This is a genomic window from Polaromonas sp. (assembly GCF_031411155.1).
GTDB lineage: Bacteria > Pseudomonadota > Gammaproteobacteria > Burkholderiales > Burkholderiaceae_C > Polaromonas.
Genome location: NZ_JANOAL010000310.1, coordinates 1 through 19,995 on the forward strand (window position 1 = coordinate 1; position 19,995 = coordinate 19,995).

The window sequence follows — 19,995 nt, forward strand, 5'->3', positions numbered from 1 at the left end:
CGCCGAGCAGCATGATGTTGTTCTTCAGCGGCCGGAATACCTGGATCGCACCTTCCTCCCCCAGTTGCATCAGCCCGGTGCGCAACTGCTTGGCCTTGAGCGGGTTCTTCACTTCGACCAGGTGGAAGATTTCCGGCGCAAAGAAGGGCAGGCCGGTGTACTGCAGGTCGATGCCGTCGGTCAGCGTATCGCCGAGCTGGATGCCGCCATGGGTCGGGATGCCGATGATGTCGCCCGCGTAGGCTTCATCCAGAAGTTCGCGCCGCTGCGACAGGAAGGACACCACATTGTTGGGCCGGAACTCCTTGCCGGTGCGCTGGACTTTCAGGCGCATGCCGCGCTCGAAGCGGCCCGAGCACACCCGGATGAATACCACGCGGTCGCGGTGCGCCGGGTCCATGTTGGCCTGGATCTTGAACACGACGCCGGAGAACTTCTTTTCCTCGGGGTGCACCACGCGCTGAATGGCTTCGCGTTCAGCCGGCGCGGGTGCCAGGTCAACCAGCGCATCGAGCACTTCCTGCACGCCAAAGTTGTTGATGGCCGAGCCGAAGAACATTGGCGTCTGGTGGCCGCTCAGGAATGCTTCGCGGTTGAATTCGGGTGTGGCACCGGCCACCAGCTCAATTTCGCCCTGAGCCTGTGCGTATTCGGCGCCAAAGCGCCTGCCGGCCTCGGCGTTGTCCAGGCCGGCCAGAATCTCATCGTCGCCGCCCGACTTGTCCTCGCCGGGGCTGAACACGCGCATGCGGTTCTCGCGCCGGTCAAACACGCCATGAAACAGCTTGCCCATGCCCACCGGCCAGGTAAAGGGCACCACCGTCATACCCAGTTCGCGTTCGATCTCGTCCATCAGGCTCATCGGGTCCTGCACCTCGCGGTCCATCTTGTTGACAAACGTGAGGATGGGCGTGTTGCGGGCGCGGCAGACCTGCAGCAGGCGGCGCGTCTGCGGCTCGACGCCGTTGGCCGCGTCAATCACCATCAGCGCGGCATCCACGGCGGTCAGCACGCGGTAGGTGTCTTCCGAAAAGTCCTGGTGGCCGGGCGTGTCCAGCAGGTTGATGACGCAGTCGCGGTACTCCATCTGCATGACCGAGCTGGCCACCGAGATACCGCGCTGCTTTTCAATCTCCATCCAGTCGGACGTGGCGTGGCGTGCGGCCTTGCGCGCCTTGACGCTGCCGGCAATCTGGATGGCTCCGGAGAACAGCAGCAGTTTTTCGGTCAGCGTGGTTTTACCCGCATCGGGGTGGGAGATGATGGCAAACGTGCGGCGGCGCTTGACTTGTTTGGCGATTTCGGTGGTTTCAGACATAACCCGCGATTATCGGTGACGTGGGTCGCCGCCGAGCGTTCATCGCTCGGGCTGCTTCGCAAAACGCGGCTGGCGCACGCCCTCGATCACGACTTCTTCGTTAAACATGGCGGCCGGCCGCACCCACAGGCCGCGCTCGCCATAGAGGGCGCGGTACAGTGTCATCGGCTCCAGTGTTTCGCTGTGGCGCGCGGTGCCCACCACTTCATACAGCAGGCCCTTGTAATGGCGGTACAGGCCGGGCGGGGTTTCCGTCAACGGGAGCAGGGCTTCATCAGGCATGGGGCATCCGGGGTTTGAAAAGCGGCGGCATGGGCCTGCAGTGGGACAATGCAAGGCTATGCATCCTAAAGCCCTTCTCGACAATTGTTCCGAGCTTCTCAAGCAGGTTCTCAAATTTGACTATCCCGCCGACATGGTGGTGTCGCGCTATTTTCGCGAACTGCGCCTGGGGCCGCGCGAGCGCGCTACCCTGGCTGAAACGGTGTACGGCGTGTTGCGCCAGAAATCGCTCTACACCTACCTGGCTCAGCACGGCAGCGGCCCGCTGGAGCGGCGGCTGGCGATTTTGGGCTTTGCGGCGCCGCGCGATTTTCTGCTGGGCGCGCTGTCTGACCAGGAGCAAGACTGGCTGGCGCGCTGCGACCAGGTCAAGCCTGCCGACCTGATGGAACTGCACCGCCACAACCTGCCGCAGTGGCTGGTCGAGCCGCTGAAGGAGCAGCTCGGCGATGATTTCTGGCCTTTGGTGGAAAGCCTCAATGCGCCCGCCGGGCTCGACCTGCGCGTCAATACCCTCAAAGACAAACGCGCTGACATCCAGAAAGAGCTTGCGAAGTCTGCTATTAAAACAGTAGCAACGCCGTATTCACCGTGGGGCTTGCGCCTGGCAGACAAGTCCCAGCTTGGCAAGCTGGATGCTTTCACGCGCGGCGCGATCGAAGTGCAGGACGAAGGCTCGCAACTGCTGGCCCTGCTGGTGGATGCCAAGCGCGGCGAGATGGTGGTCGATTTTTGCGCCGGCGCCGGCGGCAAAACCCTGGCCCTTGGCGCCACCATGCGCAACACCGGCCGCCTTTATGCGTTTGACACCTCGGGCCACCGGCTCGACGCGCTCAAACCGCGGCTGGCACGTAGCGGCCTGTCCAATGTGCATCCGGTGGCGATTGCCCATGAACGCGACGACCGCATCAAGCGCCTGGCCGGCAAGATTGACCGGGTGCTGGTCGACGCCCCCTGCTCGGGCCTGGGCACGCTGCGGCGCAACCCGGATCTGAAGTGGCGGCAAACCCCCAAGGCGATCGATGAACTGGTGGCCAAGCAAACCGCCATTTTGCAGAGCGCCGCACGCCTGCTAAAGCCCGGTGGGCGGCTGGTTTATGCCACCTGCAGCATTTTGCGCCAGGAAAACGAGGCGATTGCCGAAGCCTTCAGCGCTGCCCATAAAGAGTTCAACGTGCTTGAAACCGGGCCCTTGCTGACTCATCTGGGGGTGGAACATGCCGACAAACTGTGCCGTGGCCCCTACCTGAGGCTCTGGCCCTACCGGCACCAGACGGATGGCTTCTTTGCCGCCGTTTGGCAAAAGGTGTGATAATTTCGGTAAAAAATAGCTGCAGATGGCTGAAAATAGCTGGTTTTTAACGATTGAAGCTGGAATATTGGGTTTTCCGACTCTTGTTGCGCATGTAACAGTTGATTGATATTTGCTGCCGAACCGCCTACAATATTGGGTTGTCTGCCGCAGTTCTCCGGAGGCCGTATCGCAGCGGTTGTTGGTGCAGATTGTTTAAAGGACTTTTATGATCTTTTTTGATGCCGCCCTCGACTGGCTGGCTCATGGCCTGGTAGCTGCCAGCTGGTGGCAGATTGTGTTGTACACCCTGGTGACAACGCACATCACGATCGCCAGCGTAACGATTTACCTGCACCGTCACCAGGCGCACCGCGCCATGGATTTGCACGCTTTGCCGGCGCACTTCTTCCGTTTCTGGCTTTGGCTGGGCACCGGCCAGGTCACCAAAGAGTGGGTTTCGATTCACCGCAAGCACCACGCCAAATGCGAAACCGCGGAAGACCCGCACAGCCCGCAGGCTCACGGTATCAAGACCGTGTTCTGGAAAGGCGCCGAGTTGTATCGCGCCGAAAGCAAGAACATGGAAACCATGGTCAAGTACGGCCATGGCACCCCTAGCGACTGGATTGAACGCAATTTGTACACCCGTTACAGCTGGCAGGGTGTCGGCCTGATGCTGATCTTGAATCTGGCTTTGTTCGGTGCGGCTGGCCTGGCAGTCTGGGCCGTGCAGATGGCCTGGATTCCCGTCACGGCGGCCGGCATCATCAACGGCATTGGTCACTACTGGGGCTACCGCAACTTTGAGGCACCTGACGCCAGCACCAACATCTCGCCCTGGGGCATCATGATTGGTGGCGAAGAGCTGCACAACAACCACCACACCTATCCGACCTCGGCCAAGTTCTCGGTCAAGCCCTATGAGTTTGACATCGGCTGGGTGTATATCCGCGCCATGGAAAAAGTCGGCTTGGCCACCGTGAAGAAGGTGCCGCCCAAGCTGCTGCTGGGTTCCATCCAGCCAGTGGCTGACGAAAAAACCCTGGAAGCCCTGATTGCCCACCGCTACGAGGTGATGGCGGGTTACGCGCGCGAACTGCGCCGCGCCGGCAAGTCCGAGATCGAGGCGCTGAAGGCCCGGAAGGCCGATGCTTCGGTGTTGCAGGCCGCCAACCGCTGGCTGCACCGCGACGATGACAAGGTGCCGGCGGCGGCCAGGTCGCAGCTTGCCCAGGCGCGCGCCGAGCACCCGGTGCTGGACAAGATGGTCACCATGCGCGAAGAACTGCGCCAGATGTGGCTGACCACCTCGGCATCGCGCGAGCAGCTCGCCTCTGACCTGCAGGCCTGGTGCCACCGCGCAGAAGAAAGCGGCATTGCCGCATTGCGCGACTTCTCGCTCAAGCTGCGCGCAGCCCGTATCTAACCATTGGCTGCCGAGTCGGGCTGGCTGGCCTGACTTCGGGCAGACTGTTTACCTGAAAGCCGCCCCGGCATGGATTGCCCGGGCGGCTTTTTCATGCCTGTGCCTGGGGAGGGGTTGGTGCCTGGTTGTGCCGCGGGCTTAGAAGGCGAGAGCGGGGCCGCTGGGCCAGCGCGCAGGGTCAATGAGCGCGAATGCGGACCGACATAAAAAAACCCGCTAACAGGTAGCGGGTTTTTTTAGAGAGCAGCGCAGTGCGCCGCCGGAATTCACTGAATTACTTCAGCTTGATTTCCTTGTATTCCACGTGCTTGCGTGCCTTGGGATCAAATTTCATGATCAGCATTTTTTCGGGCGTGGTCTTCTTGTTCTTGGTGGTCGTGTAAAAGTGACCGGTGCCGGCGGTAGATTCCAGCTTGATTTTTTCGCGTGCGCCTTTAGCCATGATGCTTCTCCTTAGACTTCACCGCGGGCACGAAGGTCCACCAGGACCGCGTCGATGCCTTTTTTATCAATCAAGCGCAGACCGGCGCTGGTAATGCGCAGACGCACCCAGCGGTTCTCGCTCTCGACCCAGAAGCGGCGGTACTGCAGATTAGGCATGAACCGACGTTTGGTTTTGTTGTTTGCGTGAGAAACATTGTTTCCCACCATCGGGCCTTTGCCCGTTACCTGACAGACGCGTGCCATGAGCACTCTCCGTAAAAAATTAGAAATCGGATGCTGCCATCGTTGGGGGATGCGCAGCTAAGCCTTAAATTATAGCCTGAAAACGATCGGATTCCAAACAGCCGTTGTAGAGTGGGGCAGACCCTAGTCGTTTTGCTCCAGAAAACGCTGGGCGTCGAGCGCCGCCATGCAGCCGGTGCCGGCGCTGGTAATGGCCTGGCGGTAAACATGGTCCTGCACGTCGCCAGCGGCAAACACGCCGGGCACGCTGGTCATGGTGGCCAGGCCCTGCAGGCCGGTTTTGGTAAGGATGTAGCCGTCCTTCATCTCCAGCTGGCCGGCAAAAATGTCGGTGTTGGGCTGGTGGCCGATGGCGATAAAGCAGCCCTTGAGCTTGAGGTCCTGCGTGGCGTCATTCTGGGAGCTTTTGAGGCGCACACCGGTCACGCCCGACGCATCGCCCAGCACCTGGTCCAGCGTGTGGTGCAGCTTTAGTTCAATCTTGCCGGCCGCGACTTTCTCATGCAGTTTGTCGATCAGGATGGCCTCGGCCTTGAACTTGTCGCGGCGATGCACCAGCGTCACCTTGCTGGCGATGTTGGACAGGTAGAGCGCTTCTTCGACAGCGGTATTGCCGCCGCCCACCACACACACGTCCTGGCCCTTGTAGAAGAAGCCGTCACAGGTGGCGCAGCCTGAGACGCCGCGGCCCATGAAGGCGGTTTCCGATTCGAGCCCGAGGTATTTGGCAGAGGCGCCGGTCGCAATGATCAGGGTGTCGCAGGTGTAGCTGCCGCTGTCGCCGGTCAGCGTGAACGGGCGTTTGCCCAAGTCAACCTGATTGATGTGGTCAAAAATAATCTCGGTGTTGAAGCGCTCGGCGTGGGCCAGAAAGCGCTGCATCAACTCGGGCCCCTGCACGCCATGCGCGTCAGCCGGCCAGTTGTCCACGTCGGTCGTGGTCATGAGCTGGCCACCCTGTGCAATGCCGGTGATCAGCACCGGGTTCAGGTTGGCGCGCGCCGCGTAAACGGCTGCGGTATAGCCAGCAGGACCCGAGCCGAGGATGAGGACTTTGGAGTGTTTCATGTTTAAAAACTGATTGGGAAAGTGGTCGAACTGTTGTAGAGTCCATCTCGCGCAAGCAAGGCGAAAGCCGATCCTTGAGCGCGTCTGTTTTTTGCAAATTGATTGTCATTGTAAGAACTCATGGCGACTGATGCTGCCGTGAGCTTGGGAGAATGTAGCTATGTCGACGATGGTGTCCAACCTGGAATTGATTCGCCGGGTCCCTCTTTTTTCAATGCTGACGGCCAGCCAGGCGGAATCCGTCTCCAATGCGGTGGTCAAACGCCGCTTCAAGCGTGGCGAGCCCATCGTCGAGCAAGGCAAAAAATCCAATGCACTGTCCATCATCCTGACCGGCCGGGCACGGGTCATCACCACCGACAACCGGGGCCGCGAGGTCATTCTGGCCACGCTGCAGCCGGGCGACTATGTGGGCGAGATGAGCCTGATTGACGACGAGCCGCATTCGGCCACGGTGCGGGCAGAAATCCAGACCGACGCCCTGATTCTGGGCCGACTCGAATTTGCGCGTTGCCTGCCTGAAAACAGTTCCATGGCCTACGCGGTGATGAAAGGCCTGGTGCAGCGCCTGCGCCATGCCGACCGCAAGATTGAATCGCTGGCGCTGATGGATGTGTACGGTCGCGTGGCCAAGGCGCTGCTCGAATCCGCCAGCGAAGACAGCGCAGGTAATGCGGTGATCCGCGACAAGGTGTCGCGTCAGGATCTGGCCAAAATGGTCGGGGCCTCGCGCGAAATGGTGAGCCGGGTCATGAAGGACCTGGAAGAGCGCGGCTTCATCGAAACCCGCGAGGATGGCTCGGTGCTGGTGAAAGAGCGTCTGGGCCTCAATTCCCTCGGTTGAGTGTCTTGAGCGCGGGGCTTTCACCCCCCTTGGCACGGGCAAGTCCTGATCCGGCTGCGCAACTGCGGTAAGCTCTTGGCAGGACTATGACTTACTCACTCGACACTCTGAACTCCAGAACTTCTCCGGCGGCTGGCGCGCCCGCCGGCATCAAGCGTTTTGCCCACGAAGTCAGCCTGATCCTGGGCCTGCTGGGGCTGATTTTCTGGCTCGCCGCGCTGCTCAGTTATTCGCCGCTCGATGCCGCCTGGTCCACCTCGGGCAGCGCCGAGGCAGCCAGTGGCGCACAAGCCATGGCCCGAAACTGGGGCGGTCGCCTCGGCGCCTGGCTCGCCGATGCGAGTTATTTTTTGCTCGGGTTTTCGGCCTGGTGGGCACTGGCGGCGGGCTGCCGGGTCTGGCTGTCGTCGCTGGCCCGCGGGCTGCGCGGCGAGTCGCTGGCGACAGCCGCGGCGCAGCAATCCAGCCGCATCCGGTTCTGGCTGGCCCTGTTGCTGCTGCTGTTGGCCAGTGCGGCACTGGAGTGGTCGCGGCTTTACCGGTTTGAATTCAAGCTGCCCGGCCATGCCGGTGGCGTCCTCGGTTATCTCGTTGGCGCGCTCGGTGTCAAGTGGCTCGGTTTTGCCGGGTCGGGCCTGGTCTGCATTGCGCTGGGCGTGATTGCCGTGTCGGTCGTGTTCGGGTTTTCCTGGGCGCAGCTGGCCTTGCGCATTGGCGCGTGGCTCGACAACCGGATCGATTCGCGACGCGAAAAGCGCGAGATCGCCGAAGACCTGGCGCTGGGCAAACTGGCCGCCCGCGAGCGCGAAGCAACCCTGATTGACGAGCGCATCGAGATTGAAGAACACCACCCGGTGCCGGTGCTGATTGAGCCCACGCTGGTGGATATTCCGAAAAGCGCGCGTGTCGTCAAGGAGCGGCAAAAGCCGCTGTTCAGCGAAATGCCGGACTCGAAATTGCCGCAGGTCGATTTGCTCGATGGCGCCCTGGTCAGGCAGGAAACCGTAGCGCCCGAAACACTGGAGATGACCTCGCGCCTGATCGAGAAAAAGCTCAAGGACTTTGGCGTCGATGTGCGGGTGGTGGCGGCCGCGCCCGGCCCGGTCATTACCCGCTATGAAATCGAGCCGGCCACCGGTGTGAAAGGCTCGCAGGTCGTCAACCTGGCCAAGGATTTGGCCCGCGCCCTGAGCCTGGTGTCGATCCGCGTGATCGAAACCATCCCCGGCAAGGCCTACATGGCGCTGGAGCTGCCCAACGCCAAGCGTCAATCGATCAAGCTCAGTGAGATTCTGGGCTCGCAGGCCTACAACGAAGCCCGGTCATTGCTCACCATCGGCCTGGGCAAGGACATTGGCGGCAATGCCGTGGTGGCCGATCTGGCCAAGATGCCGCACTGCCTGGTGGCCGGCACCACCGGCTCGGGCAAGTCGGTCGGCATCAACGCGATGATTTTGAGCCTGCTCTACAAGGCCGATGCGCGCGATGTGCGGCTGTTGCTGATAGACCCGAAGATGCTGGAGATGAGTGTCTACGAAGGCATTCCGCACCTGCTGGCGCCGGTCGTCACCGACATGCGCCAGGCCGCGCACGGCCTCAACTGGTGCGTGGCCGAGATGGAAAAGCGCTACAAGCTGATGAGCAAGCTGGGCGTGCGCAACCTGGCCGGCTACAACGTCAAGATTGACGAGGCCAAGGGTCGCGGCGAATTCCTCTACAACCCCTTCAGCCTCACGCCCGACCAGCCCGAGCCGCTGGAACGCCTGCCTTACATCGTGGTGGTGATTGACGAGCTGGCCGACCTGATGATGGTGGTCGGCAAGAAGATTGAGGAGCTGATTGCGCGCCTGGCCCAGAAAGCCCGCGCCGCCGGGATTCACCTGGTGCTGGCGACGCAGCGCCCCAGCGTCGATGTGATCACCGGCCTGATCAAGGCCAATATTCCGACGCGGCTGTCGTTTCAGGTCAGCAGCAAGATCGACAGCCGCACCATCCTGGACCAGATGGGCGCCGAGGCGCTGCTGGGCATGGGCGACATGCTGTACATGCCCAGCGGCACCGGCTTTCCGATCCGGGTGCATGGCGCCTTCGTCAGCGACGACGAGGTGCACCGCGTGGTGGCCTACCTCAAGCAGCAGGGCGAGCCCAATTACATCGACGGCGTGCTCGAAGGCGGCACGATCGATGGCGAGGGCGGCGATTTGCTGGGCGACCTCGGTGAAGCCGGCGGCGAGAAGGACCCGATGTACGACCAGGCGGTCGAGGTGGTGCTGAAAAACCGCAAGGCCTCGATCTCGCTGGTACAGCGCCACCTCAAGATCGGCTACAACCGTTCGGCCCGCATGCTGGAAGAAATGGAAAAAGCCGGCCTCATCGGTGCCATGTCGGGCAGCGGCCAGCGCGAGATCCTGGTGCCGGCCCGGGCCGAGTAAAGACCCGGTAAAACCCGGAGCAGGGCGTGGCTTTGATGCAACCCGCACGCTGTGGGCGAGTCTGAAAGGCTGGACCCAGTCACTACCACCCTAATCATGATGCCCATTCAATCTTCCATTGCCCAGCCTTTCAGTCCGAAGTTGCGCCGCGTCCGGCACCTGCTGACGGCACTGCTTGCTACGTTTTCGATAGCTATCTGTGCACAAACGACGGGGGCTGAAGGCCTGAAAAGCCTTGAAAACTTCGTCAAGACGACGAAAAGTGGCCGCGCTGCCTTCACCCAGGTGGTGACCAGCCCGGCCAAGGACGGGCAGAGCGCCAAGACCAAGACCTCCAGCGGCAGCTTCGAGTTCTTGCGGCCCAACCGCTTCAAGTTCATCTACAAGAAGCCGTTTGAGCAAAGCATCGTCGCCGATGGCCAGACCTTGTGGCTGCACGATGTGGACCTGAACCAGGTGACATCGCGCAAGCTGGCGCAGGTGCTGGGTGGCACGCCGGCTGCGGTGATTGCGGCGGCGGCGGACCTGAAGGCGCTCGAGGCCGATTTCACGCTGACGCCGCTGCCCGAGCGCGCCGGCCTGCAGTGGGTACAGGCCACGCCCAAAACCAAGGAAGGGCAGCTGCAAAGCATCAGTGTCGGCTTCAAGGCCACCGACAAGGGCAGCGAGCTGGCCATGCTGGAAATTCTGGACAGTTTTGGCCAGAAGTCGGTCATGACCTTCAACCAGTTCGAGGTCAACCCGGCGCTGAATGCCGCCAGCTTCCAGTTCAAGCCGCCGGCGGGCGCCGACGTGATCAAGCAGTAAACACCCAGCGCGCACAGGCAAAATGGCGGCCGGTTCGGAACAATCCCTTGGCACGGCGACGCAGGCGCAGCCGGCGCCCTTGGCCGAGCGCTTGCGCCCCAAAAACCTCGGTGAAGTGATTGGCCAGCAGCATTTGCTGGGCGAGGGCATGCCGCTGCGCATCGCGTTCGAGTCGGGCCAGCCGCACAGCTGCATTTTGTGGGGCCCGCCCGGCGTCGGCAAAACCACCATTGCGCGCCTGATGGCCAGCAGTTTCGAGGCGCACTTCATTACCATTTCGGCGGTGCTGGGCGGCGTCAAGGACATCCGCGAAGCCGTGGAGCAGGCAAGCATCTGGCAGGGGCAAAGTGGCCGGCGCACCATTGTCTTTGTCGACGAGGTGCATCGCTTCAACAAAAGCCAGCAGGACGCCTTTTTGCCGCATGTGGAAAGCGGCCTCTTCACCTTTATCGGCGCCACCACTGAAAACCCGTCGTTCGAGGTCAACTCGGCCCTGCTGTCGCGCGCGGTGGTGTACGTGCTGCAGCCGCTCAACGACGGCGATTTGAAGCAAATAGTCGCCAGAGTCCTTGAGGAACGTGCGCTACCAGCTATCGAAACCATAGCAAATGACGCCGTGGACCGGCTCATTGCCTATGCCGACGGCGATGCCCGGCGCCTGCTCAATACGCTGGAATCGCTGGGCGTGGCGGCGCAAAGGGAAAAAACCACCGACGTCGCCGACGCCTGGCTGCTCAAGGTGCTGGGCCAGCAAATGCGCCGCTACGACAAGGGCGGCGAGCAGTTCTACGACACCATTTCGGCGCTGCACAAATCGGTGCGCGGCTCCGACCCCGACGCCGCCCTGTACTGGTTCATGCGCATGCTGGACGGCGGCGCCGAGCCGCGCTACATGGCGCGTCGGCTGATCCGCATGGCCAGCGAAGACATCGGGCTGGCCGACCCGCGCGCGCTGCGCATGGCGCTGGACGCGGCCGAGGTCTATGAGCGGCTGGGCTCGCCCGAAGGTGAACTGACGCTGGCCCAGTGCGTGATCTACCTGGCCATGGCGCCCAAGTCCAACGCGGTCTACAAGGCCTTCAATGAAGCCAAGGCCTTCATCAAGAACGACGGTACCCGCCCGGTGCCGCTGCATTTGCGCAATGCCCCGACCCGGCTCATGAAGGAGTTGGATTACGGCAAGAACTACCGCTATGCGCACGACGAGGAGGGCGGGTTTGCCGCTGGCGAGAACTATTTTCCGGACGGAATGCCCGCCCCCAACTGGTATCGGCCCGTCAACCGCGGCCTGGAAATCAGGATCGCTGATAAGTTAAATGAGTTGAAAGCCAAGAACAATCAGAAGAACTAATCAAAATAGAAAGCTGCTGATAAACCGGCGTTTGAGAACGAAAAGTTCCCCCGCCGAGGGTAAACCCCGAAATAAGCGCGCTGTTGGCCCGATTCTCGCTAGAGTCCCATGGCTACAATTTGCGCATTAGCTCGCCCCACAACCCTTCTCAAGGGTTTAGACCGGCGGGCTTTTTGTTACCTCGCTCGCGCTGCATCGGGTCCCCGGGGATCTTTGTGCGCGCAGGCTGGCAACTTCAATCAAACGGAGACTGAGATATGGAAGTATTACTGCAGCAGATCATCAATGGTCTGGTTTTAGGCAGCATGTATGCCCTGATCGCGCTGGGCTACACCATGGTCTACGGCATCATCAACCTGATCAACTTTGCCCATGGCGAGGTCTTGATGGTGGGTGCGCTGACCAGCTGGACCATCATCCGCTGGATGCAGGAAGCCATGCCGGGCGCACCGGGTTGGCTGATCTTGCTGATTTCGCTGTTGATCGCCTTCGTCGTCTGCGCTGCGCTCAATTTCACCATTGAGAAAATCGCCTACCGGCCGCTGCGCAACTCGCCCAAGCTGGCGCCGCTGATCACCGCCATCGGCATGTCGCTGCTGCTGCAGACGCTGGCCATGATCATCTGGAAGCCCAACTACAAACCCTACCCGACGCTGTTGCCTTCCGAGCCCTTCCAGGTCGGCGGCGCGGTGATCACGGTGACGCAGCTGTTCATTCTGGGGGCCACGGCGGTGTCGCTGTCGATCCTGATGTGGCTGGTGCATTACACCAAGCTGGGCCGCGCCATGCGGGCCACCGCCGAGAACCCGCGCGTGGCCGCCCTGATGGGCGTGCGGCCCGACACGGTGATCTCGGCCACCTTCATCATCGGCGCGATCCTGGCGGCGCTGGCCGGCGTGATGTACGCCTCCAACTACGGCACGGTGCAGCACACCATGGGCTTTTTGCCCGGCCTCAAAGCCTTTACCGCCGCGGTGTTCGGCGGCATTGGCAACCTCGGCGGTGCCGTGCTGGGCGGCATCCTGCTGGGGCTGATCGAGTCCATCGGTGCGGGCTACATCGGTCCGCTGACCGGTGGCGTGCTGGGCAGCCAGTACTCCGATATTTTTGCCTTCATCGTGCTGATTTTTGTGCTCACGCTGCGTCCTTCGGGCTTGCTGGGTGAACGAGTGGCGGACCGGGCCTAGCCCTTCATCCAGTCCCCTACAAGCCGAAACAAGGAGAAATTATGATGAAATCCAACAAACTGCTTACTTTTTTAATTGCCGGCATTGCGCTGCTGGTGCTGCCGCTGATACTGCAGCAGGGCGGCAACGCCTGGGTGCGCATTGTCGACATGACGCTGCTGTATGTGCTGCTGGCGCTGGGCCTGAACATCGTGGTGGGCTATGCCGGCCTGCTGGATCTCGGCTACGTGGCCTTCTTTGCGCTCGGTGCCTACCTGTTTGCGCTGCTCGGCTCGCCGCATCTGGCGGAAGCGTTTCCGGCGATTGCCGCCGCCTTCCCCGAAGGCCTGCACCTGCCGATCTGGGCCGCCATTCCGGCCGCAGCCGCGCTGGCGGGCCTGTTTGGCGTGATTCTGGGCGCGCCCACGCTCAAGCTGCGCGGCGACTACCTGGCCATCGTGACGCTGGGCTTTGGTGAAATCATCCGGGTGTTCCTGAACAACCTGGATCGTCCCTACAACCTGACCAACGGCCCCAAAGGCATCAATCAGATTGATTCCATGAAGTTTTTCGGCTTCGATCTGGGCAAGCAGCACGAGTTTCTCGGCTTTGCCGTCAACTCCGTGTCGATGTACTACTACCTGTTCCTGGTGCTGGTGCTCGTGTCGGTCGTGATTTGCCACCGGCTGCAAAACTCGCGCATCGGCCGCGCCTGGATGGCGATTCGCGAGGACGAAATAGCCACCAAGGCCATGGGCATCAACACCCGCAACATGAAACTGCTGGCCTTCGGCATGGGCGCGACCTTTGGCGGTGTGTCGGGTTCCATGTTTGCCGCCTTTCAGGGTTTTGTCTCGCCCGAGTCCTTCAGCCTGATGGAGTCGATCATGATCGTCGCCATGGTGGTGCTGGGCGGTATCGGTTATTTGCCTGGCGTCATTCTGGGGGCCTTGCTGCTGGCCTCGCTGCCCGAGGTGCTGCGCCATGTGGCCGGTCCGTTGCAGGCCATGACCGATGGCCGGCTCGACTCCGCCATCCTGCGCCAGCTGCTGATTGCGCTGGCCATGATTGTGATCATGCTGATGCGGCCGCGCGGTCTCTGGCCTGCGCCAGAGCACGGCAAGTCGCTGATCAAGAGCGCCGGCAAAGTCCCCGCGCAATCAATCAATCCATAAGGAGAATGGACATGAGCGAAACCATTCTTAAAGTCTCGGGTGTCTCCAAGCGCTTCGGCGGCTTGCAGGCCCTCTCCGATGTCGGCATCCATATCGAACGCGGCCAGGTCTATGGCCTGATTGGCCCCAACGGGGCCGGTAAAACCACCTTCTTCAATGTGTTGACCGGCCTGTACACGCCGGATGGCGGCACCTTTGAGCTGGCCGGCAAGCCCTACACCCCCTCGGCGGTGCATGAGGTGGCCAAGGCCGGCATTGCCCGCACCTTCCAGAACATTCGCCTGTTTAACGATATGACGGCACTCGAAAACGTCATGGTCGGTCGCCACATCCGCACCAAATCGGGGCTGCTGGGCGCGGTGTTCCGCACGCCCGGCTTCAAGCACGAGGAAGCCGCCATTGCCAAGCGTGCCCACGAGCTGCTGGACTATGTGGGCATCGGCAAGTACGCCGACTTCAAGGCCCGCACCCTGAGCTATGGTGACCAGCGCCGCCTTGAGATTGCCCGCGCACTGGCCACCGACCCGCAACTGATTGCGCTGGACGAGCCGGCCGCCGGCATGAACGCGACCGAAAAAGTCCAGCTGCGCGAGCTGATAGACCGGATCCGCAAGGACAACCGCACCATCTTGCTGATCGAGCATGACGTGAAGCTGGTCATGGGCCTGTGCGACCGCGTCACGGTGCTCGACTACGGCAAACAGATTGCCGAAGGCGTGCCCGCCGACGTGCAAAAAGACGAAAAAGTGATCACCGCCTATCTGGGCACCGGCCATTAAAGGGAAGAAAAAACATGGCAAACACACTCCTTAAAGTGACCGGGCTCAAGGTAGCCTACGGCGGTATCCAGGCGGTCAAGGGCGTGGACCTGCACGTCGACGAGGGCGAACTGGTGACCCTGATCGGCTCCAACGGTGCCGGCAAAACCACCACCATGAAAGCCATCACCGGCACGCTGCCTCCGCTGGGCGGTGACATCGAGTACCTGGGTAAAAGCATCAAGGGCCGCGGCGCCTGGGACCTGGTGAAGGAAGGCCTGGCCATGGTGCCCGAGGGCCGCGGCGTCTTCACGCGCATGACCATCACCGAAAACCTGCAGATGGGCGCCTACATCCGCAGCGACAAAGCCGGCATCGCGGCCGACATCGAAAAAATGTTTGCGCTGTTCCCGCGCCTGCGCGAGCGCAAGGACCAGCTGGCCGGCACCATGTCGGGTGGCGAGCAGCAGATGCTGGCCATGGGCCGCGCGCTGATGAGCCGCCCCAAGGTGCTGCTGCTCGACGAGCCTTCCATGGGTCTGTCACCCATCATGGTCGACAAGATTTTTGAAGTGGTGCGCGACGTGTCCGCGCTGGGCACGACGGTGCTGCTGGTGGAGCAAAACGCCAGCCGCGCGCTGGGCATTGCCAACCGCGGCTATGTGATGGAGTCGGGCAACGTCACGATGAACGGCGATGCCAAGGAACTGCTGAACGATCCACGGGTCCGGGCGGCTTATCTGGGTGAGTAATTCTGGGGTTTTGGTGCTTTGGCCCAAGTAATGCGGGTGCATGTTGCTATCAAATTGGTAGCTGATGCCCTTCACAACCAGGCCGGGTCTCGCCCCGGCGGGCGAGGCACTTGTTCTTTGCTTCGCGAAGCAAAAGAAAGTGAGTAGCCGCCGGGCTACCTCCGGCCTGGTAGTGAAAGCCAAACGCTACAAATTAAATAGCAGCATGTTCCCGTACCATATGGGATAGAGCACGAAAACGCTTGAAAACTCAATCCACCCGGGCGCCAGAAGCCTTCACCACCTTCTCATACTTCGCCAACTCGCTTTTCATGAACGCGCCAAACTGCTCCGGCGTACTGGCCACCGGTTCGGCCATCAGCGCCGCAAAGCGGACTTTGGCGTCGGGGGAATTGAGCGCGGCCACGAAAGCCTGGTTGAGTTTGCTCACGACATCTTTGGGCGTGGCGGCCGGAGCGACCAGGCCCCACCAGGTGTCGATTTCAAAACCCTTGAGTACCTCGGCCACGGCCGGAACGTCGGGCAGCAGGGCGCTGCGTTTTGCCGAGGTGACGGCCAGCGCCTTGAGCTTGCCGGCCTTGATGTTGGCGGCGGCGGTGGCGAGGTTGTCAAAGTTGAAATCGACCTGGCCCGAGAGCAGGGCCAGCTGCGCCGGGTTGCCGCCGTTGTAGGGAATGTGCAGCGCGAAAATGCCGGCCTGCGCCTTGAACAGCTCGCCCGCCAGATGGCCCGCGCTGCCGTTGCCGCCGCTGGCGTAGTTGAGCTTGGCCGGGTTGGCCTTGGCGTAGCGGATGAAGTCGGCCAGCGTGTTGATGTTCAGGCGCGCGGCCGTGTCGGCGTTCATCACCAGCACATTGGGCACGCGCAGCATCTGCGTGATGGGCGCGAAATCGGTGGCCGCGTTGTAGGGCATCCTGCTGTACAGCCAGGGGTTGATGGCATGGGTGGCCACGGCGGCGATGCCAAGGGTCAGTCCGTCGGGCGCGGCCTTGGCAATCGCGTCCACCCCGATGTTGCCGCCGCCGCCGGGCCGGTTTTCAATGATCACGGTGCCCAGCGAGTCCTTGACGCGTTCGGCCATCAGGCGCGCCGTCACGTCAATCGGCCCGCCAGGCGCGTAGGGCACGATGATGCGCATGACCTTGGGCTGGGCCAGCGCCAATGGGGATGAGAGGGCCAGCGTGACGGCGCTGGCGCCGAAAAGCAGGTGGCGCCGCTTCATGCGGTTTCCCGGTGTTTGTCAGCTTCGGTGGTGAAGGCGTCGGCGTAAAACTCTTCGGGCGGCAAGCCGGCCAGCGCGCTGTAGTCGGCGCGCGCCGAATCGACCACGATGGGCGCACCGCAGGCATAGACCTGGTAGCCCGACAGGTCGGGCAAGTCCTGCAGCACGGCCTGATGCACAAAGCCGGTGCGGCCGGTCCAGCCGTCTTCGGGCAGCGCATCGGAGATCACCGGGACATAGCGCAGATTGGGCATCTCGGCCAGCCTGGCCTGCACCCAGTCGTTCATGTACAGGTCGGCCGGGCGGCGCCCGCCCCAGTACAGCACGGCGGGCCGCGTGATGTTTTTGTACTGCAGGTGTTCAATCAGCGCCTTGATGGGGGCAAAGCCGGTGCCCGAGGCCAGCAGCACCATGGGCTTGGCGCTGTCCTCGCGCAGAAAAAAGCTGCCGTAAGGCCCTTCGATGCGCAGGATTTCCTTTTCCTTCATCGCGCCAAAAACATGTTCGGTAAATTTGCCACCCGGCATGTGGCGAATGTGCAGTTCCACGCCGGGGGTGTCGGCCTGGGTATGCGGTGCGTTGCCCATCGAATAGGCGCGGCGATCGCCATCGCGCAGCAAAAACTCCACATACTGGCCGGCGTGGTACTTGAACACGTCGGCGGCGGGCAGTTGCAGGCGAATCACCATCACGTCGTGCGAGGCGCGCGCCATGCTGCTCACGCGCGACGGCATTCTCTTGATCGGGTAGGCGCTTTCATCGGTCACCTGGCGCGACTCGATCACCACGTCAGAGTGCGCCACGGCGCAGCAGGTCAGGATGAAGCCGTTGGCGGCTTCCTCTAGCGACAAAGCCTTGAGCTGGTGCGTACCCTGCGTCACCGTGCCTTCAAGTTTCTTGCACTTGCAGGAGCCGCAGGCGCCGTCCTTGCAGCCATAAGGCAGGCCGATGCCCTGGCGTATGGCCGCCGCCAGCAGGGCCTCGCCCTCGTTGGCGGTAAAGGCCCGGCCGCTGGGTTGCACGGTCACGCTGTGGCTCGGATTCTGGCTCTGGCTCGGGTTCATTAGGTATCCTTGGGCTTATCTTTTAATTGACTTGGCTGCGCAGGCAGCGAGCCCCCCGATTTTGCCTTCAAACCTAAACCCCCTTGGCGCGCTGCCTTCCCGCTTTCGCCGCCAGCGTGTGCTGATCATCGGCTGCGGCGATGTGGGCCTGCGTGTGGCGCGCCAGTTGCCGCGCAACATCCGGCTGATGGCGCTCACCTCGTCGGCCGAACGCGTGCCCGCCCTGCGTGCGCAGCGCATCACGCCGCTGCAGGGCAATCTCGACGACAGCGCCAGCCTGCGCCGCCTGGCCGGGCTGGCCACGCGCGTGGTGCACCTGGCGCCCCCGCCCGGCGACAACCCGGCCTGGCGCAGCGACCCGCGCACCCAGGCCCTGCTGCGGGCGCTGCGTTTGCGCCGCCTGCCGCAGTCGCTGGTTTACGCTTCCACCAGCGGCGTTTACGGCGATTGCCAGGGCGACTGGGCCAGCGAGCTGCGGGCCGTGAACCCGCACACCCGACGCGCCCAGCGCCGCGTGCATGCCGAAGACCAGCTGCGCTGGTTCGGCCGCGCCAGTGGCACGCGGGTGCACATCCTGCGCATTCCAGGTATTTACGCGCCCGACCGCGAAGGCGGAACCCCGCATGCGCGGCTGCTCAAAGGCACACCGGTGCTGACGCCCGAGGATGACGTCTATACCAACCACATTCATGCCGACGACCTGGCCCGAGCCTGCTTGGCCGCCCTGTGGCGCGGCAAGCCGCAACGCATCAGCAATGTCAGTGACGACACCCAGTTGAAGATGGGCGACTACTTTGACCTGGCGGCCGACCTTTACCAGCTGCCCCGGCCACCGCGCCTGCCGCGCAGCACCGCGCAGGAAAAACTGCCGCTGATGCTGCTGAGCTTCATGAGCGAGTCGCGCCGGCTCGACAACCAGCGCATGAAAAAGGAGCTGCGGCTGCGCTTGCGCTACCCCACGGTGCACGAGGGCTTGCGCGGCTGAGGCGGGGCCGTGTCAATGCCCTCGCTTTTGCAACCATTCCAGTCGCTGGCGCGAATTGCCGCCGCCAGCTTGTCTGGCCGGGATCAGTGGGGAACGCCGGTGACCGTAGCGGGCATGGGATCGCGCGCGGCGCGCCTGAAGATGGAGGGCGACACGCCGGTGTGGTCCTTGAAAAACCTCGAAAAATTGCCGGGCGCCGAAAAGCCAAGGTCCAGTGCCACGTCCGTCAATGGCCCGCCATCGGCGACCCGTCGCATCGCTTCTTCAACTCTTACCGCGCTCCAGAATACCTGGGGCGTGGTGTTCAATTGCTCCCTGAAGAGCGTGAAAAAATGGGCGCGGGACAGCCCCACTCTTGCCGCGATCTCGTCGACGGTGAGCTTCTCAGAGGTGGTGTCACGCATATAGGCAACCGCGCTTCGCAGCCGGTGATCGAGCAACGTGCGCACACTGGCCTTTGCCTCGCCGCACTGCACACTTGATGCGTTGATGGCCGCCACCAGCAGGCGCTCGACTTCATCGTCGACCGAAGCGCGTGCCTCGTGTGCGGAAATGATGAGATCGAGCACGCGCCAGCAGGATTGGCGCAGGGCGCCATCAATGGGAATGCGCGGAGAGGGAAACCGAAAGGTCCGGCCTTGTGCTTTGGCGCGATCTTCCAGCCACTGGTTCGAGAGCATGAAGGCCAGAAACAGGCATGAGCCACTGTCATCGAGCAGGGTCATGTCATGGGATTCAAACGCGTTCGCCCCAAGCGCCACGTTCTCGCTGTATTCGACGATTTCCGACCCCACTCGGGCACTGGCCCGGGCGCCACCGAGCCAGAACGCGATCTGTGTTTCTGAATGGGCATGTGCCACCAGGTTGGCGCGAAGCTCTAAAACGATCGCGGTGCCAAAGGCGCCTTCGTGCAGTGCGTATGCCTCGGCCATGTTGCTTGCTCCTGACTCTCGAGTGACGGCAATTATTGCCTCCATCGGCCGTAGTGGCCGGGCCGCTGCGGGTAAGTCCCTGGCACGCGGTCAGACTGTTTGATACGCCACCGGATGAACCGATAAGCGGCCTTCCACGGTCGCGCCTAAAGTTCAATCCACTGTGCGGCGTGAAGCGTTTTACCTGGCTTCGCGGTTTCAGATTTCAACTTTAGGAGCTTCCCATGCGCATTGCAACATTCCTGGTTTCCGGCCGCCGGCAGGTGGGCCTCGTGTCCACCGACGGCCTTGCAGTCACCCCGCTTGACTTGACGCCGGAGCAGGCCACAAGAGGCGTGCTGGGCATCATCGAGACGATGGCCGACGGCGGAAAAATTCCGGCTTCTGCCGGTGCGGCCGTCAAGATTGCCGACGTCGAGCTCGACGCCCCGC

19 protein-coding genes and 1 pseudogene are annotated in these 19,995 nt (G+C 62.2%); 12 read left to right on the plus strand and 8 right to left on the minus strand.

Annotated elements, in window-relative coordinates; genetic code table 11:
* Window positions 1-1,318, minus strand: a 1,318-nt coding sequence (locus RMO23_RS18290) for a peptide chain release factor 3 (protein WP_309684295.1), incomplete at its 3' end; no start/stop codon positions are given.
* 39 nt (window positions 1,319-1,357) lie between these two features.
* Window positions 1,358-1,600, minus strand: a complete 243-nt coding sequence (locus RMO23_RS18295) for a DUF1653 domain-containing protein (protein WP_309684298.1) — start codon at window positions 1,598-1,600, stop codon at window positions 1,358-1,360.
* A gap of 58 nt (window positions 1,601-1,658) precedes the next feature.
* On the opposite strand from RMO23_RS18295, the gene RMO23_RS18300 reads away from it, so the two are divergent.
* Together RMO23_RS18300 and RMO23_RS18305 are read left to right on the plus strand one after the other, a co-directional pair.
* Complete coding sequence (locus tag RMO23_RS18300) at window positions 1,659-2,912, plus strand: RsmB/NOP family class I SAM-dependent RNA methyltransferase (protein ID WP_309684300.1); 1,254 nt, start codon at window positions 1,659-1,661, stop codon at window positions 2,910-2,912.
* Window positions 2,913-3,120: 208 nt separating this feature from the next.
* Window positions 3,121-4,320, plus strand: a complete 1,200-nt coding sequence (locus RMO23_RS18305; protein ID WP_309684302.1) for a fatty acid desaturase — start codon at window positions 3,121-3,123, stop codon at window positions 4,318-4,320.
* A gap of 274 nt (window positions 4,321-4,594) precedes the next feature.
* On the opposite strand, the gene rpmG is transcribed toward RMO23_RS18305, so the two are convergent.
* The 3 genes from rpmG to trxB form a co-directional block, all read right to left on the minus strand.
* Window positions 4,595-4,762: a 50S ribosomal protein L33 gene (rpmG, locus tag RMO23_RS18310; protein WP_309684304.1), complete on the minus strand. Its 168-nt coding sequence runs from the start codon at window positions 4,760-4,762 to the stop codon at window positions 4,595-4,597.
* An 11-nt stretch (window positions 4,763-4,773) separates the two neighbouring features.
* Window positions 4,774-5,007, minus strand: a complete 234-nt coding sequence (gene rpmB, locus RMO23_RS18315; protein ID WP_293403299.1) for a 50S ribosomal protein L28 — start codon at window positions 5,005-5,007, stop codon at window positions 4,774-4,776.
* A gap of 123 nt (window positions 5,008-5,130) precedes the next feature.
* On the minus strand, window positions 5,131-6,075 hold the full coding sequence (gene trxB / locus RMO23_RS18320; protein ID WP_309684308.1) for a thioredoxin-disulfide reductase: 945 nt from the start codon (window positions 6,073-6,075) through the stop codon (window positions 5,131-5,133).
* A gap of 160 nt (window positions 6,076-6,235) precedes the next feature.
* Here trxB and RMO23_RS18325 point away from each other — a divergent pair, with 160 nt between their 5' ends.
* From RMO23_RS18325 to RMO23_RS18360, 8 genes are all read left to right on the plus strand, one after another.
* Complete coding sequence (locus tag RMO23_RS18325) at window positions 6,236-6,919, plus strand: Crp/Fnr family transcriptional regulator (RefSeq protein ID WP_309684309.1); 684 nt, start codon at window positions 6,236-6,238, stop codon at window positions 6,917-6,919.
* A gap of 86 nt (window positions 6,920-7,005) precedes the next feature.
* Window positions 7,006-9,351 carry a DNA translocase FtsK 4TM domain-containing protein gene (locus RMO23_RS18330; protein ID WP_309684312.1) on the plus strand — a complete coding sequence of 782 codons (2,346 nt, stop codon included), beginning with the start codon at window positions 7,006-7,008 and terminating at the stop codon, window positions 9,349-9,351.
* A gap of 96 nt (window positions 9,352-9,447) precedes the next feature.
* Complete coding sequence (lolA, locus tag RMO23_RS18335; RefSeq protein WP_309684314.1) at window positions 9,448-10,158, plus strand: outer membrane lipoprotein chaperone LolA; 711 nt, start codon at window positions 9,448-9,450, stop codon at window positions 10,156-10,158.
* Between the two features lie 22 nt (window positions 10,159-10,180).
* The gene (locus RMO23_RS18340) at window positions 10,181-11,509 is read left to right on the plus strand and encodes a replication-associated recombination protein A (RefSeq protein WP_309684315.1); all 1,329 of its coding nucleotides are present in this window, start codon (window positions 10,181-10,183) and stop codon (window positions 11,507-11,509) included.
* Window positions 11,510-11,766: 257 nt separating this feature from the next.
* Window positions 11,767-12,696, plus strand: a complete 930-nt coding sequence (locus RMO23_RS18345) for a branched-chain amino acid ABC transporter permease (protein ID WP_309684317.1) — start codon at window positions 11,767-11,769, stop codon at window positions 12,694-12,696.
* A 44-nt stretch (window positions 12,697-12,740) separates the two neighbouring features.
* Entirely contained in the window at window positions 12,741-13,850 is a 1,110-nt protein-coding gene (locus RMO23_RS18350; protein ID WP_309684320.1) for an ABC transporter permease subunit, read from the plus strand.
* 11 nt (window positions 13,851-13,861) lie between these two features.
* On the plus strand, window positions 13,862-14,629 hold the full coding sequence (locus tag RMO23_RS18355; RefSeq protein ID WP_309684322.1) for an ABC transporter ATP-binding protein: 768 nt from the start codon (window positions 13,862-13,864) through the stop codon (window positions 14,627-14,629).
* A 14-nt stretch (window positions 14,630-14,643) separates the two neighbouring features.
* Window positions 14,644-15,360: an ABC transporter ATP-binding protein gene (locus RMO23_RS18360; RefSeq protein WP_309684324.1), complete on the plus strand. Its 717-nt coding sequence runs from the start codon at window positions 14,644-14,646 to the stop codon at window positions 15,358-15,360.
* Between the two features lie 250 nt (window positions 15,361-15,610).
* Here the strand turns inward: RMO23_RS18360 and RMO23_RS18365 are convergent, their stop codons facing one another.
* Window positions 15,611-16,582: a tripartite tricarboxylate transporter substrate binding protein gene (locus RMO23_RS18365; protein WP_309684326.1), complete on the minus strand. Its 972-nt coding sequence runs from the start codon at window positions 16,580-16,582 to the stop codon at window positions 15,611-15,613.
* Window positions 16,579-17,646 (minus strand): CDP-6-deoxy-delta-3,4-glucoseen reductase, encoded by a 1,068-nt coding sequence (locus RMO23_RS18370; protein WP_309684327.1) that lies wholly within the window; start codon window positions 17,644-17,646, stop codon window positions 16,579-16,581. The genes RMO23_RS18365 and RMO23_RS18370 overlap by 4 nt, the downstream gene beginning before the upstream one ends.
* Window positions 17,647-17,707: 61 nt before the next feature.
* Here RMO23_RS18370 and RMO23_RS18375 point away from each other — a divergent pair, with 61 nt between their 5' ends.
* The gene (locus RMO23_RS18375) at window positions 17,708-18,631 is read left to right on the plus strand and encodes an SDR family oxidoreductase (protein WP_309684328.1); all 924 of its coding nucleotides are present in this window, start codon (window positions 17,708-17,710) and stop codon (window positions 18,629-18,631) included.
* Window positions 18,632-18,714: 83 nt separating this feature from the next.
* On the opposite strand, the gene RMO23_RS18380 is transcribed toward RMO23_RS18375, so the two are convergent.
* Window positions 18,715-19,563, minus strand: coding sequence for an AraC family transcriptional regulator (locus tag RMO23_RS18380; protein ID WP_309684329.1), 849 nt, complete (start codon window positions 19,561-19,563; stop codon window positions 18,715-18,717).
* Window positions 19,564-19,787: 224 nt separating this feature from the next.
* Between RMO23_RS18380 and RMO23_RS18385 the strand changes: the two are divergent.
* A pseudogene (locus tag RMO23_RS18385) lies at window positions 19,788-19,995 on the plus strand (hydrolase); the annotation flags it as partial.

Bases quoted from the DNA above. Each gene is read 5' to 3' on its own strand.
- RMO23_RS18345 (WP_309684317.1), top strand. From the start codon at position 11,767: ATGGAAGTATTACTGCAGCAGATCATCAATGGTCTGGTTTTAGGCAGC.
- RMO23_RS18370 (WP_309684327.1), bottom strand. From the start codon at position 17,646: ATGAACCCGAGCCAGAGCCAGAATCCGAGCCACAGCGTGACCGTGCAA.
- RMO23_RS18330 (WP_309684312.1), top strand. From the start codon at position 7,006: ATGACTTACTCACTCGACACTCTGAACTCCAGAACTTCTCCGGCGGCT.
- RMO23_RS18300 (WP_309684300.1), top strand. From the start codon at position 1,659: ATGCATCCTAAAGCCCTTCTCGACAATTGTTCCGAGCTTCTCAAGCAG.
- trxB (WP_309684308.1), bottom strand. From the start codon at position 6,075: ATGAAACACTCCAAAGTCCTCATCCTCGGCTCGGGTCCTGCTGGCTAT.
- lolA (WP_309684314.1), top strand. From the start codon at position 9,448: ATGATGCCCATTCAATCTTCCATTGCCCAGCCTTTCAGTCCGAAGTTG.
- RMO23_RS18295 (WP_309684298.1), bottom strand. From the start codon at position 1,600: ATGCCTGATGAAGCCCTGCTCCCGTTGACGGAAACCCCGCCCGGCCTG.
- RMO23_RS18325 (WP_309684309.1), top strand. From the start codon at position 6,236: ATGTCGACGATGGTGTCCAACCTGGAATTGATTCGCCGGGTCCCTCTT.
- RMO23_RS18305 (WP_309684302.1), top strand. From the start codon at position 3,121: ATGATCTTTTTTGATGCCGCCCTCGACTGGCTGGCTCATGGCCTGGTA.
- RMO23_RS18365 (WP_309684326.1), bottom strand. From the start codon at position 16,582: ATGAAGCGGCGCCACCTGCTTTTCGGCGCCAGCGCCGTCACGCTGGCC.
- RMO23_RS18360 (WP_309684324.1), top strand. From the start codon at position 14,644: ATGGCAAACACACTCCTTAAAGTGACCGGGCTCAAGGTAGCCTACGGC.
- RMO23_RS18340 (WP_309684315.1), top strand. From the start codon at position 10,181: ATGGCGGCCGGTTCGGAACAATCCCTTGGCACGGCGACGCAGGCGCAG.
- rpmB (WP_293403299.1), bottom strand. From the start codon at position 5,007: ATGGCACGCGTCTGTCAGGTAACGGGCAAAGGCCCGATGGTGGGAAAC.
- rpmG (WP_309684304.1), bottom strand. From the start codon at position 4,762: ATGGCTAAAGGCGCACGCGAAAAAATCAAGCTGGAATCTACCGCCGGC.
- RMO23_RS18355 (WP_309684322.1), top strand. From the start codon at position 13,862: ATGAGCGAAACCATTCTTAAAGTCTCGGGTGTCTCCAAGCGCTTCGGC.
- RMO23_RS18350 (WP_309684320.1), top strand. From the start codon at position 12,741: ATGAAATCCAACAAACTGCTTACTTTTTTAATTGCCGGCATTGCGCTG.
- RMO23_RS18380 (WP_309684329.1), bottom strand. From the start codon at position 19,563: ATGGCCGAGGCATACGCACTGCACGAAGGCGCCTTTGGCACCGCGATC.